Consider the following 14,924-nt stretch of genomic DNA (forward strand, 5'->3'; position numbering starts at 1 on the left):
TATGAAAAGTCTTCTGTTTTTTCTTTACTTGTTTTTTCAGCTTGCTATTTCAGCACAGGATTGTGACCATTACGCCCTTAAGACGGACATAACGAATAATCCTTCACTCGCTTCTGCGATTGAAGCTAATCCTGAATTAATTGCCAGTTGGAAATTCATTCGTGAGGCTATTCCTGGACTCAACGGGACAACCCAATTTGCCCTTGATCCAAAAACATTGAATAAGGTTGCTGAAATGATGAAAGAGGGATCCATATTTAGAAATAAATTTCCTTCAAATTGGAGTCAGGAATTAGCAACTATAATTGGTAAAAATAATATCCTTCCTTGTGAGACCTGCGGCACTCCTTCAGGTTATACACTCGCGCGCTATAGTATGGTTGAATTTCTTGGGCAGGTTGAATTTTTTGTCCTGCATTATGACATAACAACCTCTGGAAAAAAATTCTATAATTGGATCAGACGCCTTGGAGCTGACGGTGTCACTCCTATGAATGCTCATGGAAATGTGGAAGAAATGTATCAAACACTTTACTACATTAAAACCAACGAAATCACAAACATTGTTGATTTTGGAAAAACATTTCCAATTGGAACCAATGAATATGATCTTTTTTTTGGAGGTAAAAAATATGTTGAACTCAAAAACGTAGATTTTACCAGCAGTGGTCTGAGTATTGAAACACAAGATCAATTAATATATGGATATTTACAAAACATAGATAACCTAATTGACTTTCAATGGATTGCTCATTTCAAAAAGCTTCAGGGCGCCGGGTGGTCATCAAAGGAGCTCGCTGAAGAGAATTTGAAGACAATGTGGAAGAATGTTTTTGTTTCAAGGGCGGAAGAAATATTTGAAGCCATGAATTCTGAACTTAAGGAGAGTTTACAAATATTTTCACTTGATGATTTAACATTGTCCAAAATTGATTTTATACTGAATGCAATAATTAAAGTTGAATAGAAATGTACAAGGAAGTTGATAGAAAAGTTGCGGTAAATTCGTTTTCCCTTAACGAAAAGGGGGATTGCCTATATAACACTTCTAATGAGGTTATTTATTTGAACAGCGATAAAGTTTTGTACAAACATCCAGTTAAATTACAAGAAATGCGATTTAACGGAAAATTTTTCGTAAATGACCAATATGGCAAAGGAATTTATTTTGATGAAAATTTGAATGTGGTGATAAATGATTTTTTTATCCATCTTTTTGAAAATGACTATGTATTGTTGTCTAAGAAGGAGAATAACGAAAGAAATACATTTATTCTAAATATTTCTATAAAAGAGATTAATAGAATAAAATCAGGCTCTACTGTTAATCTTGTTCATGGTAAATTCTTATTCAGGAAAAATTTTGATCTCAATTTGATAGAAACATATTCATTTCTTAACGCCCAACCCCTTTGGCAATTTAGTGTTGCAGATTTGGGTTCATACTACGACACATTCCAACGAGAAGAAAAACCATACCAGGTTTCAAAGTTTCTGGGAATCTGCAATAATGAATTGTTGGTTGCTATGCAAGAGCATAAAATTCTAGCCTTGGATATTGCTAGTGGAAAACTAAATCGTTCATGGAACTCAATCGAAAATTTACATTTTGATGACGCTGTGAAAGACCTCATACCAAGGTCAAGTAGCTTTATTTTGACCAATAACAAATTGATCGGTGCCTTGCATAAATTTTATTTTGAAATAGACTTGGAGACAGGTATCTCAAAATTTTCTGATCTGAAGGCTGTTCTTGACAAGCATGGAATTCTTTCCATTTATCCGGTTTGGGACAACCCGTTGGATGGAGATCATTTTTATTTAACAGCAAAAATGAAAGATCAGGATAAAGGACCTGAATGGTCGTTTGATTGTCTTCTAGCTCTGAATATTGTGAGCAAAGAAATCGATTGGATGCATTCATTTGATCAGGCTGCGATTGGCGTCAACCGGCCTCGATACGCCAACGATAAGCTTTATCAATTGGATAATAAACATACCTTGCATATCTTCCAGAAAGTCTAAATTGCTATTTTAGTGAAGGGCTGAGTCTTCGCTCCAGCCCAAATTCTTTCGCATGTTGGAATGGTTTAGAAAGCATACCCTAATCATCAGCAACCAAAAGCACCTACTACCGTAAACTTCAATATACTTTGGCTAAATTTTTTTTGCACAGAGTTTGATGTGATCTGCACTTGGTTAATTTTGCAAGAGCCAAGTCTACTAAATACGAAAAAATCAAATCCTGGTCAAACCTATACTTTACTGATCAACCAACCCCCCCGCTGGCGCGAGCGTCACGCTCGTGCCTTACGTAAGCCTTATTAGAATTTCAACTATAGAATTTATATTTGCCCCTTCAATGAGTACTAAATATCGTTTTCATAAACCTGAGGCTGCCTATTTTATAAGTTTTGCAACTGTCAACTGGGTGGATATTTTTACGAGAGAAATCTATTTTGAAATTCTGATTGACAGTATTAAATATTGTCGCAAAAACAAAGGACTTGAATTATTTTGTTACTGCATAATGCCAAATCATGTACACTTGATATTTCGTTCAAAAAATGAAGATCCAAGTGGTTTGATACGGGATTTTAAAGGTTACACATCTAGGATGTTAATCAAAACAATAAAAGAAAACCCACGTGAGAGCAGAAAAGAATATCTGCTAAAAATGTTTGAGGAAGCCGGATCAACAAAATCAAATGTTGAAAAATTTCAAGTATGGCAACATGATAATATGCCAATTGAATTATACAGCAACAAAGTCATCAAACAAAAATTTGATTACATTCATAATAACCCGGTTGAAGAGTGATTAGTGTTCAAAGCAATTGATTGGAGATACAGCAGCGCAAGAAATTATTTTGGAGATGACACTGTTGTTGAAATAGACATTTTGGGTTCAAAAATTGAAAACTGATTTAATGAAATTAGGGCTTTCGTTTTGGTCGGGCATTTGCGTGAGGCACGAGCGTGACGCTCGCGCCAGCGGGGGAGATTAGAGGCCGGCATAGATGATGCAGAAAATTTCAGGTTTGACATGTTATTTGAAGACGCTAATGGAGTCAGAATTTTTGTAGAAACAAAAAATTATGCAAGCACCACAAGCTTTAGCACCTCTTTCTATAATCAATTTAAAGCGTATATTTCGAGCCAGGAAATAACAGATATCAGTCAAATTAAATACTATTTCAGAGCAAATTCAGGCGTGTCAAAAGCAAGTCAGGTTCAGAAGTTTAAGAATATGATTAGTAACAATGCTAAGGCCATTTTTGAGTCCAATCCGAATGTTTTTACCAAAATAAAAAAAGAAAATCAAATTGATTTCATTGATGATTGGGAAGATCTTAAAATAATGATGGATAGTGAAACCATATCTCTTGATCATCAAATTTTTAGTTTTATTCAGGTCTATTAAGTTGAAGGCTAAAGTTAAATACAGAAATGTCACTTTTTTCGATGTAGCAATTGATTCTTTCATAATTGATCATAGTGACATCGCGGAGTTTCACAGTGGGAAGGTTCTTTGCACAATAATTGATTCTGCGAGTGTACTCGAAGTCAATTCAAATAGAATAATATTAGATAGTCTTAATAGGAGTAAAACAATAAATGGGTTTGAGTTCCTGCAAGACAGAATATTGAGGTTTCAGCCCCCATATCTTTTGGTATATTCTAAGTCACCTCAAAGATATGCCCTTTTAGATTGTAAAAAAAACTGCATTATTTCCGACACACATCAATTTGGCAAGTATATTTTTAATGAATACATAGTTGATGGTGTTGGTGATTCAGAATTTATCAAAGTAAGAAGTATTTTAATCAATAAAGAAATTTTAAAATTTAATTTGAGTGATTTAAATAACTGGCTTGATGGCAACATCGAAAAACCGTATCAAGTTTCAGAGTTTTGTGGAATACATGAAAACACATTGGTTTGCACATTAAACAGTGGTGCAATTTTACTTTTAGATATTCATAGCGGTGATGTGAAGCGATTCTTGCCAGATGCGAAATTCCCACGGCAACTTTACGCAAAAAAAGGCGCACCACATATTTATGTTGGACTTTTTTCACAGCGCTACATTGAGGTTGATGTTTTGAAAGGTGAAATTATCAAAGACATCAGCATTGAATCTCAGCTAAAGGCTATTAAAGGTATAAGTGAAGGTGACCGTTGCTGGTTTTCTGTTGGTTTTTCAATTTTATATGATGACAAAATCTATTTTTTAGCGGAGACTAATTTTGTAGGTGTCTTTGATCCAGCGTCTGAGAAAATTGTTGACTTTCATGAGTTTGAATTTGACAAAAGTAAAGGGCAACAATTGCGTGGAGGTAAAGAAAATTTGCAAGTGAGAGAAGGTAAAATATATTGCCTGGATACCCTTGGTAATTTGTATGAACTTCAATCAGACAAAATAGGTGCGAAAAATTTAACGTAAGTTAAAGTTGAAAGAATTGCAAACTAAAATAAATTTGCAGAGTGAATGTAATGAATTATAACCCGCGTCAGAGACGCTACCTTGGTGAGTTGAGACTGAAGGTACACACTCGACATCCGTTGGAAGTCGAGCGCGAGGGGGAGAATGGATTAAATTAAGTGATGCCAATTTTGCACCAATTATCAGACGAAATACCGGAATTTTAGAAAATATAAAACACCTTGATTGTGATTAACTCATGAAAAAACTACTCTTTTTACTATTAGTCAAAATCCATCTGATTGCTTTTAATCAGGATTGCGATCTATACGCGCTAAAAGCTGATATGGATAATCACCCGGAGTTTTCAGCGTTAATTCAAGAGAAACCTGAGTTGATTGAAGCGTGGAAACGGTATTATGATTTGGGAGAAGACGTTATCCCAGCAGGCCTTAGAACAAACGGTAACTTCCTCACGAAATTTGATGATCTATCCAAAAACAATAACCTCGGATTAGGTGCTACCGACATTGAAAACATCTTAAAAGCACCTAGTCTTAAAACTGGTTCTAACGGCTTACCTATGAAATGGGATGACCCAGAAGCTGTGCTTGATGCTATAAAAAGAACATCTGATTCAGGCACATCAGGAGTAACAATATCTCATAAGAAGTTTCCTACTCCGTCTGAAGGAAATGAATCATTTGTTTTAAAGAATGCTAAACAGTATCAGGCTGAAGCTAGTGGAGATGCAGGGTTGAGTTTTGATAAAAACGGAGTAAGTTTTGACAATGTTGCATCTGATGGGACCTTAATAGATAGAAAGTATGGACATGGTGGTTCTATTTTTAATGAGGTTGATGATGGATTAGGCGGAGCAACGATTGAGATACACAATAATTCAAGGGTGCAAAGTATTCTAGACCAAGCTCAACGCCAAGTGGATGCCGCTGGAGGTAGCCATATAAAGTGGGAAGTATCAACAGAGTTGGGAGCTAAGGGGATTAGATATGTATTTGATAATTTGACAACTTCACAATTAATTAAAAATATTGAAGTGGTGTATGTACCACAAGTAACAATCATTCCTTAAATGGCCAAAAGTATTTTTGATATTGGATGTGTTTTGGAGGGAAAGCAACTTAAGATTTCGGAAATTTCAACTACTCTCACCGAAATTCTAATTCAACTTTCGAAAGTTGATTCTGCATTTTTGAACCCTACATACGTAAAGGGAAACAACAGAAAAAAACTTCACATTCAACCTACTAACAAATCCATGAGTATTGAATACTTCAATCAATTAATTATCCAATCCTTTAAAGAAGATATCCTTAATAATGATGGTGAACCAATTCCCACAAAAGAGTATTCTAGACCATATGGATTTTTATTACTCTTGGAATTTCACTTCGAAGACAAACAACAATTTGCGGTATTCACACGACTAGGGTCAAAAGAATATCAGGATTTCAAGATTTTCAGTGTTAATAAAACAATTGAGCATAACTTTGATTGGTATGGATCTCTTTTGAAGAATTTAGTGGAGTATTTCAGCCCTTCTCAAGGGGCGGTTACAATAAATCTTCCGGCGTTTAATGATAAGTTTAAACCTTTAGAGGTTTGGCCTCCCCTAGGCTGGATAACCTATTTTTCAAATGACTATGGAGTCCAAATTCCTGATGATTTGAAAGGTATAGAATATGAATTTACGGATAAAGGAAAGTACCTAATTCTAACCAGGGAAGATTTTACAATCAGTAAAGAAGCGTTTGAAGAGCAACGAGATAAGTTGATAATGTTAATGTCTGAAATAAAGAGAAGGGTTGCCGAATATTCTAAGTAGCATTGTCTCCTCCCCATCATTCAGCACCAATTGTAAATTAGTAAATTTAACAACAATTGGATATGAAAAAGAAACGATTCTCAGAAACGCTACGAAGGTGAGTTGATACAGAAGGTACACACTCGACATCTGCTGGAAGTCTTGCGTAAGTGGGGATTCAAAATCAATTGCATTCGTGATCAATTAAAACCGAAAATCAATCAGTCGGAAGTTCTTTCTTCCAATCAAAATTGAAATTCTTCCGCTGTTGGGACTTGAGTATTCTTCTTTTGATGGATAACCAATGTACATCGTGGAATATTTGTCATCCGTTAATTTTGACAAGTCTACGGGAGTTTTCTCCTGAGTAGTTAAATCGCTACAGCTCACTTTCAGAAAATTTAAATCGGTTTCAATGACTGCATTGGATGCATAAACTGCTTGGTAATCGTAATCGCTGATTAATATGTTAAGTTTACCGTCTTTGCAGTATGAAAAACTATTTATTATAAATTTATTTGATTCGGCTTTGAAAACACGGGAGCTTACTTCTCCTGTTGTGCTGTGGTACTTAACAATTAACATGCGGCCGCCTTTTTCATTAATATTGTTTGAAACCATTAGGAAAATATTTTCACCATCCGAAGCTAAATTAAGTTCTGGCTCTTTTGACAGCGAAGTGTTCATTGCTTCATTGAAGTCATCTGTAAGTTGAAGGTCAGAAAATGGTATCAGTTTGGGCTCAGACATTGATTCACTAAAAAGAAAAATGCCATCATATTTCATATTGTTGTAATCGGATTTGTCATTTGCATAAATTCCAGCCGACCATACCGTGTTATTTAATTCTTTCAGAACATGATCAACTTGTTTTATTCCATAATCAAAACTTCTTTTGTCACTGTATCCGTTCTCAGAAATTATTGCGTACATCAGCTTGCCATCCGTATCATTATTAGCCAAAAAAATGTTATTGCCCTTATCGTCTGTGCGACCAAATTTGGTAGTCCATCCTTCGGTGACCGGATTCTCATGCAGAAATTCATTCGTTAACTTTACCGTAAGATCGGGTGAAATAGTTGCCACTTGGTGTATAGTTGTCCCTGGATTACCAAGCTTTCCGAAAAGTGAGATATCCGCCACCCAGCCATCGCCTGATTCATAAATATCTACATTAATTGCTGGAGCGAACACCATGGCAGGGTATTCGTATTTCAGTATCTCATTTTCCTGTGATATTGCCTCAAATGTTGTCAAGTCAAAAACGTCATAATAAAAATATGCAGCACTGCCAACACGATTTCCGTAGAATGCAATTATTTTATCTCCGGCAAGCATCAGATTTTTTGAGACATTATAGGTGGAATATCCTTTCCAAAAATATCCTGATTCAATTTCTCCTTCACGCAATAATTTAAGATTGCGATCAAAAACATAAATAGGACTTTTAGTTCCGTTCGGAGCATAGGATGTGATAACGATATGTTCGTCATCCACGCCAACTATCTCGAAAGCGAGACCGGGTTTGTCTTTATAAGCGACTGCCGGTCCATATACAACCTCCTGAGAAAAAATTAGTGTAGGGAATAATAGTAATGATAGAATTAAGTAACGCATAAGTTTTTTTTGAGTTGAGACGAAGATAAGTAAAAATCATAATGATTGATTTTTTTTGAAAGACAGGTACCACTATTTGTTGAGTACACCTCTACTGCACTAATGGAATAAATGTTGACATTATTGTTCCACCTAGAATATCAATTCTTCAGCTCACATCACAAAAAAAAATTTGGCAACACTGAGTATCGCTACTAAAAAAATTGGTACGAATAGCACCAACCCCAAATCAGTACCACCTATTCCACAATCTCAATCTTCTCAATTTTGTCTCCTTGGCGTATGCTGTCAAGTACATCAAGTCCTTCTGTTACGATGCCAAAGCATGTGTGATTGCCGTCAAGGTGTGCCGTGTTGCGACGACTGTGGCAAACGAAAAATTGTGATCCTCCGGTATTGCGTCCGGCGTGTGCCATAGAAAGTACTCCACGGTCATGATATTGTTTTTCTGCAGTTACTTCACAGGGAATAGTCCAGCCGGGTCCGCCGCTGCCTGTGCCTTTTGGGCATCCACCTTGAATGACAAAATCTGGTATGACGCGGTGCCAGGTGAGTCCGTTATAAAATCCTGACTTAGCTAATTTGGTGAAATTTTCTACCGTGATAGGTGTTTCTTTGTCGTATAAATCTGCAGACATAATTCCTTTGTTGGTGGTGATGATAGCTTTCATGTTTGTATTTATTTTTGATTTATTTTTCTCCTAAAGCGCGAATTATTTTTTTAACAAGTGAGTGTCTTATCACATCGTGTTCATCTAATTCAATGATTTCAATGCCACTGATTCCGCTAAGTTTTTTTATGGTTTCATTCAGCCCTGAAGTTTGATTTCTGGGCAAGTCAATTTGGGTTGCGTCACCGGTAATTACAAATTTTGCAGAGGCTCCCATGCGGGTGAGAAACATTTTCAATTGACTATAGGTACAGTTTTGGGCCTCATCTAAAATGACGAATGCTTTGTCTAAGGTTCGTCCGCGCATAAAAGCAAGTGGAGCAATTTGAATGACACCATTCTCTAAATGTTCTGCAAGTTTTTCAGTTGGAATCATATCGCGCAATGCATCATAAAGTGGTTGCAAGTAGGGATCCAATTTTTCTCGTAAATCGCCGGGAAGAAATCCAAGATTTTCACCGGCTTCAACCGCCGGTCTGGTAAGAACAATGCGTCGAACTTCTTTGTTTTTTAGCGCTCGCACAGCAAGTGCAACTGCGGTGTATGTTTTTCCTGTTCCTGCCGGTCCAAGGGCAAATACCATGTCGTTCTCAATACAAGCTTTAACCAGTTTGCGCTGATTAGGTGTGCGTGCCTTGATTTGGTTTCCCCCGTTGCCATGAACAATCACATCTCCTTCTTCAAGATATGATGCGGTATCATCTTTCTGAAGTAAAAGTGTTTCAATATTGCCATCACTTAAAGCGTTATATCTGTTGACATGCCGAATCATCAGTTCAAGTTTTTTCTCAAACTGTTCTATAACCTCAGTTTCGCCTGAAACTTTGATCAAATTATCACGAGCAACGAGCTTCAGTTTTGGAAAATACTTTCTGATTATTTTCAGTTTCTGATCGTTTACTCCAAATATTTCAATTGGCGCAATGCCGGTTATTTCAATTATTTTCTCGTGCAAGGTAAGTTCTTGTTGAAATGATGAGTATCTTGTTTTTTACTACTTTTGGTAAAAATACGGATTTTTCAAAACTTCTGTGATCAGATCACGGTCACAGTGATAAAAACGAGATGAAACTTGTCACACTGACATCTGACCTGGGGCTGGCTGATCATTATGTTGCCAATCTGAAAGGCTTATTGTATTCAGCGGTGAAGAGTATTGAAATTATTGACGTATCTCATTTAATTCAGCCGTTTAATATTGCTCAGGCAGCTTATTGCATCAATAATTGTTGGCAGGTTTACCCTAAAGGTACAGTTCATTTTTTATGTGTTGATAGTTTGCCTGTGATAAACATTGGTAATCCTGATCGCAATTTATACCCTGTAGTAATGAAATTGCAAGGCCATTATTTTGTTGGATGTGACAATGGAATTTTTTCTTTGATTGATAATTATCAGCAGGCTGAATCAATTATCAGAATTGATTTCAGTGCTGCGGGCTTAGAATTGAAAAATGCCAATAAATCTATTTATGTTCCTGCCATTCAAAAAATACTTGCGGGTGATTCATTGGATAAAATAGGTGAAGAGGTGACTCAGTTAAAACAAGTATTTGTGCCGCAACCGGTGGTAGAAAAAAATCTGATCAAAGGTGCTGTTGCGCATGTAGATAAATACGGCAATGCAATTTCAAACATCACAAAACAACTTTTTGAAACGGTAGGGCAGGGGCATCCTTTTATTCTTTATTTTAAAAATTCAGGATATTATATTGATCAGATATCTGATACATATAATGATGTTCCAATGGGAGAAAAGTTGGCATTATTCAACGAGAATGGCTTGCTTGAAATAGCCATCAATAAAGGCACACCGGGTAATGGCGGTGGTGCAGCAACTTTGTTGGGTATTGGTGAACGATCAACATTGCGCATTGAATTTCAGCCGCGCGGATCAAAAAATAGTCTTGAAGAATTGTTTTAATTCTAATCAAAGAATTTTTTTACCAGAAAAAAAAATCAATCAAGATTTTTAGAAGAAATAATTACCCGCCTCTTTTGAATTCACAATCAACACAGGTACACCTGATTTATTTGTGATCAAGCTTTGGGCAAAGGTGTCAAACTGTGGCAGCAAACTGTCACTGTGATATGAGAATGCAATAAGATTTGCTTTTTCTTTTAATGCGTACTCCACAATATCACTTGAAAAGCCTTTTACTTTAGGTATTACTTGAGCAACGTAACGGATATCTTTTTCTTTGAATTGTTTTGCAATCAATCCGCTATGCACTGCGCACTTTAGTTTTAGATTACTGTCTATTTTCTTTTCAGTGAGAATGTGTACTTCTGAGTTTGCCATTTTTGCCATACCACTGGTTACCTGTTCAATTTGCAGACTCTCTTGTGACTCATCAATAGGCACAACAATTTTTGAAAGATCAGTACCGGTATATTTTTGTTGAACAACCAGAAAAGGCACGTATGTACTAGTGATTACCTTGATTGCAAACGAGCCAAATAATTTTTGCATACCCACGGCTCCGTGTGTACCCATGATAATTAAGGTTGATTTTAATTCAGCCGCTTTTGATGCGATATCAGTAAAAATAGTACCTGATTTAATGTGATATCTCACATTCACTTCGGCCGGTTTGTCTTTCAGATTGCTGATGATTTTTTCAAACTGCGCTGTTACCTTAGTGCGATCTTTTTCATCTTTAACAACATGTAGCAAATCAACATCTGCTCCAATTACCTTAGCCAGTAAGATTGCATAATTCAACGCGTTATCACCAACGGCGGTAAAATCATGCGGAACAAGTAGTGAACGACGGTCCATAGTTTCGGTGTTTGACCGTAAAGATAACAAATTCAGTGAATGAACAATACATTCAAAAAAAAGCGGCACAGCCAGATGTGACCACGCATTCAGCATTATTTTGCAGCGTAATCAAGGCTTTAAATAGGCTTGTCAAGATGACGTTGAAAATTCATTTAAAGGACTAGTTATCCACTTATCCTAACCATCCACCTCTATCCAAACTTCTATACTGAATAGCCTCAGCCAAATGATGTGGTTGAATGTCCGGTGCATTTTCAAGATCTGCAATGGTGCGTGAAACTTTCAATATTCGCGCATACGATCGGGCAGATAAGCCCATTTTATCCATGGCATTTTTTAATAGCATTTGTCCGGCATCTGTAATGCTGCAATATTTTTCAAGCAATTGTGAACTGAGTTGTGCGTTATAATATATTCCCTTGTACTCTTTTAATCGTTCCGCTTGCAAATTTCTTGCGGCTATTACCCGATGTCTGATTCTTTCACTGCTCTCTCCTTTGCGCACATCAGATAGCTCTTCAAATTTTACTGCAGGCACTTCAATATGCAAATCTATTCTATCCATCAACGGACCTGAAATTTTTTGCAGATATCTTTTTACCACAATTTCAGGATCAGAGTTTGGATCATTAGCATCATAAAAATTTCCGGAAGGTGATGGATTCATAGATGCAACGAGCATAAACCCCGCGGGATACTCAACCGTCATTTTGGCGCGTGATATGGTGACAACCCGATCTTCAAGTGGCTGACGCATTACTTCTAATACTTGCCTTTTGTATTCAGGCAATTCATCTAAAAATAAAATTCCGTTGTGGGCAAGTGAAATTTCTCCGGGTTTTGGATTTGAGCCACCTCCTACTAATGCAACATCTGAAACCGTATGATGCGGAGAACGAAATGGTCTTGTCATGAGCAGGCCGTGATTTGCACCCACTAATCCGGCAACGGAATGAATTTTTGTTGTTTCAAGTGCTTCATCAACCGTAAGTGGAGGTAGAATAGTAGGCAACCGTTTTGCAAGCATAGTTTTACCTGAACCCGGCGGACCGACAAGAAGAATATTGTGACCACCTGCAGCAGCAATTTCCAATGCACGCTTCACATGTTCTTGCCCTTTTACATCTGAAAAATCCATAAGATAATTCAGTGTGCAATGATCTGCATTGACATGTTCAAAGCGGGTTGGTTGAATGTTGTGCGAGCCATTGAAAAAATCAACTGCTTCTTGAATGTTTTCAATTCCAATGATATCAATTCCATCAACAATAGCGGCTTCGTTGGCGTTTTTTTTGGGCAATACAAAACCTTTGTAGCCCAGTTCTCTTGCCTTAATTGCAATAGACAAAGATCCGCGAATAGATTGAAGACTTCCATCAAGAGAGAGTTCACCCATGATGACATATTTATCTACTTCATCACTTAATATTTGACCGCTGGCTGTTAAAATTCCAATTGCAATGGTTAAGTCATAAGCTGATCCTTCTTTGCGAATATCAGCCGGCGCCAGATTGATAGTAATCTCCTGCATGGGATATTTGAATGCAGAATTTGTAAAAGCAGCCTTGATGCGCTGATGACTTTCTTTAATAGCGCTGTCGGGTAAACCTACAATAAAAAAATTAATGCCTTTGCCAATGTTTGTTTCAACGGTAATTGGAATAGCTTCAATGCCATAGACCGCGCAACCATAAGTTTTTACTAACATAAGTTGTTTTCATAAAATCGTTTTGAATACTGGGGATCGTTTTGTCTTGATCTTTCAAGACAGTAAATGAATTCTATAAATGAGGTGGTCGCAATTTGCGACCACCTCTGGAGACTTCGATGTTCCTATGGTATCAAATTATTTAGGAACTTTAAACCCGATTTGTTTTCGTGGTGGTTTTGATATTATTTCTTCTTTAGTTTGCATGACTTCATCCATGTATTCAAATAGAAGTTCAATGCTTTTCGTATTTCCATTTGTTTCCCGACTTATTGCCTGAAGCATTGATTTTATTTCCTGAATTTCCTTGTTCGTTTGTCTGAACGAAACGAAAATTCGCATGATAGCGATATTGACTTGAATTGCTTTTTTACTGTTCAAAACACTTGAAAGCATAGCAATTCCTAGTTCTGTAAATGCATAAGGGAGCTTTCGCTTACCACCCCAACTTGAAGTCGCAATTTGCGACTTCAAGTTGTCATATTCATTCTGATTCAGCCGAAAGGCAAAGTCTTCGGGAAACCTATCTAAATTTCTTGTTAGCTGTTCATTGAGCCTTTTGGTAGGCACATCGTAAAGCTCTGCCAGATCGGCATCGATCATTACTTTTTGACCTCTGATGAAATAAATTTTGTTAATCACTAATTCATCTGTTAGCCTTGACTCCGCTGTGTTGATTTCCATTTTTTTATGATTTTTAGAGGTGGTCGCAAATTGCGACCACCTCTGGGTTGCTTTATATGACTGGGTTATCTGCGTATTGACTAGCTAAATTTGAGGTGACAATCTGATGCCTCAAATTTTTGAATCTCGATTCAGCACGATTATTTTTTATAGAGAAAAAATGAAATATCTCTACCATTAACTTGATGTCACAGATTGTGATATCAAATTTTTCTGATTGACAAAAGCTCAAATTTATCATGCAATTAGAACTCAAACTTGATACCGCAATTTGCGACTTCAAGTTAATAGACATTACAGAGTTGAATCTAAATACAAATACTTCAGGGATCTTAAAATCCATTCAGTTATTTAATAAAATCGTCTTGAGTAATTTGGATTGCGTTTTATGGCCAAGTAGTGACCAAAAATGAATTTGCCAGATTAACAATTTCAGAGCTAAGGTAACCAAAAGATTGGAGCAACCAAAAAAAATAATTGAAAACTTGTTCAGCTAAGTTTATACGTGAACCCAAAACTTGCTTGAAACAATATTAATGTAGGTGAATCATGTAAAGGTGAAAATGCGATACCTGTTCCAGAACTATGAAAAATCATGGTACCGGCTTCAACTTGCTCAAATAAAGTTATCCTAGCTGAGATTTTATGACTAAATCCAACTCCACATCTTAAATTAAATGATAGAATAGTATAACTGGGTACAATATAAGGAAGTACCACGCTAGACCAGCTAGCATCGTAATATCCAGTTTGAGTTTCTCGATGTTGCAAGAGTAATTCGCTACCAAGAAGTGTAAATGGCTGTAACCAAAGTTTATTGCCAAAATAGCGTTGCCATGAATATCCTAAAGAAACTAATTCGGCTCTACCTTCAAGACCATACAAAGTATCCATATCTTGCGGATAAAGGGCAGGATAAATAATAGTATCCTGATAGCTGTTCAATGATCCGTACCGTACGTATAAAATATGACTGTTATTGTTTGTATCACTTAGGTCAATACCACCGGCAATTACTGGACCCGTATTTTGATAATAATCAGCTATAATGGTAGGTGTCCACGAAAGTCTGGGAATATGCAACACCCCTAAGGAAAGAGAGACTGCCTTATTATAATTTCCCAAAAAAGTCTGGGCATTCCCCGAAATAAAATTTATAGAGAAAAAAACTAAAATGACCTGTTTCTTCATAGGGATATTTTATTTGT

At 36.6% G+C, this 14,924-nt stretch carries 14 protein-coding genes and 1 pseudogene; 8 read left to right on the forward strand and 7 right to left on the reverse strand.

Annotation, left to right across the window (positions count from 1 at the left end):
• Window position 1: 1 nt before the first annotated feature.
• The 7 genes and pseudogenes from IPH66_15470 to IPH66_15500 all read left to right on the forward strand — a co-directional run bounded on the left by IPH66_15470 (window position 2) and on the right by IPH66_15500 (window position 6,273).
• Entirely contained in the window at window positions 2–967 is a 966-nt protein-coding gene (locus tag IPH66_15470; GenBank protein ID MBK7130741.1) for a hypothetical protein, read from the forward strand.
• A 146-nt stretch (window positions 968–1,113) separates the two neighbouring features.
• Window positions 1,114–2,025, forward strand: a complete 912-nt coding sequence (locus tag IPH66_15475) for a hypothetical protein (protein ID MBK7130742.1) — start codon at window positions 1,114–1,116, stop codon at window positions 2,023–2,025.
• Between the two features lie 337 nt (window positions 2,026–2,362).
• Window positions 2,363–2,926: pseudogene (locus IPH66_15480) on the forward strand (transposase).
• Between the two features lie 120 nt (window positions 2,927–3,046).
• On the forward strand, window positions 3,047–3,424 hold the full coding sequence (locus tag IPH66_15485) for a hypothetical protein (GenBank protein MBK7130743.1): 378 nt from the start codon (window positions 3,047–3,049) through the stop codon (window positions 3,422–3,424).
• Window positions 3,372–4,448, forward strand: coding sequence for a hypothetical protein (locus IPH66_15490; GenBank protein ID MBK7130744.1), 1,077 nt, complete (start codon window positions 3,372–3,374; stop codon window positions 4,446–4,448). The genes IPH66_15485 and IPH66_15490 overlap by 53 nt, the downstream gene beginning before the upstream one ends.
• Window positions 4,449–4,686: 238 nt before the next feature.
• Window positions 4,687–5,520, forward strand: coding sequence for a hypothetical protein (locus IPH66_15495; GenBank protein ID MBK7130745.1), 834 nt, complete (start codon window positions 4,687–4,689; stop codon window positions 5,518–5,520).
• Window positions 5,521–6,273, forward strand: a complete 753-nt coding sequence (locus IPH66_15500) for a hypothetical protein (protein ID MBK7130746.1) — start codon at window positions 5,521–5,523, stop codon at window positions 6,271–6,273.
• Between the two features lie 183 nt (window positions 6,274–6,456).
• On the opposite strand, the gene IPH66_15505 is transcribed toward IPH66_15500, so the two are convergent.
• From IPH66_15505 to IPH66_15515, 3 genes are all read right to left on the reverse strand, one after another.
• Window positions 6,457–7,869 carry a hypothetical protein gene (locus IPH66_15505; GenBank protein MBK7130747.1) on the reverse strand — a complete coding sequence of 471 codons (1,413 nt, stop codon included), beginning with the start codon at window positions 7,867–7,869 and terminating at the stop codon, window positions 6,457–6,459.
• A 239-nt stretch (window positions 7,870–8,108) separates the two neighbouring features.
• Window positions 8,109–8,540: a peptidylprolyl isomerase gene (locus IPH66_15510; GenBank protein MBK7130748.1), complete on the reverse strand. Its 432-nt coding sequence runs from the start codon at window positions 8,538–8,540 to the stop codon at window positions 8,109–8,111.
• Window positions 8,541–8,559: 19 nt separating this feature from the next.
• Window positions 8,560–9,495: a PhoH family protein gene (locus IPH66_15515; GenBank protein ID MBK7130749.1), complete on the reverse strand. Its 936-nt coding sequence runs from the start codon at window positions 9,493–9,495 to the stop codon at window positions 8,560–8,562.
• A 110-nt stretch (window positions 9,496–9,605) separates the two neighbouring features.
• On the opposite strand from IPH66_15515, the gene IPH66_15520 reads away from it, so the two are divergent.
• Window positions 9,606–10,463, forward strand: a complete 858-nt coding sequence (locus IPH66_15520; protein MBK7130750.1) for an SAM-dependent chlorinase/fluorinase — start codon at window positions 9,606–9,608, stop codon at window positions 10,461–10,463.
• Between the two features lie 48 nt (window positions 10,464–10,511).
• Here the strand turns inward: IPH66_15520 and IPH66_15525 are convergent, their stop codons facing one another.
• The 4 genes from IPH66_15525 to IPH66_15540 all read right to left on the reverse strand — a co-directional run bounded on the left by IPH66_15525 (window position 10,512) and on the right by IPH66_15540 (window position 14,907).
• The gene (locus IPH66_15525) at window positions 10,512–11,321 is read right to left on the reverse strand and encodes a universal stress protein (GenBank protein MBK7130751.1); all 810 of its coding nucleotides are present in this window, start codon (window positions 11,319–11,321) and stop codon (window positions 10,512–10,514) included.
• 175 nt (window positions 11,322–11,496) lie between these two features.
• Complete coding sequence (locus IPH66_15530) at window positions 11,497–13,032, reverse strand: YifB family Mg chelatase-like AAA ATPase (GenBank protein ID MBK7130752.1); 1,536 nt, start codon at window positions 13,030–13,032, stop codon at window positions 11,497–11,499.
• 138 nt (window positions 13,033–13,170) lie between these two features.
• Window positions 13,171–13,716: an ORF6N domain-containing protein gene (locus IPH66_15535; GenBank protein ID MBK7130753.1), complete on the reverse strand. Its 546-nt coding sequence runs from the start codon at window positions 13,714–13,716 to the stop codon at window positions 13,171–13,173.
• A 489-nt stretch (window positions 13,717–14,205) separates the two neighbouring features.
• Window positions 14,206–14,907, reverse strand: a complete 702-nt coding sequence (locus IPH66_15540; GenBank protein MBK7130754.1) for a hypothetical protein — start codon at window positions 14,905–14,907, stop codon at window positions 14,206–14,208.
• Window positions 14,908–14,924 lie beyond the last annotated feature (17 nt).

It is taken from the genome of Crocinitomicaceae bacterium, assembly GCA_016708105.1.
In the GTDB taxonomy this organism is placed as follows: domain Bacteria; phylum Bacteroidota; class Bacteroidia; order Flavobacteriales_D; family Crocinitomicaceae; genus JADJGJ01.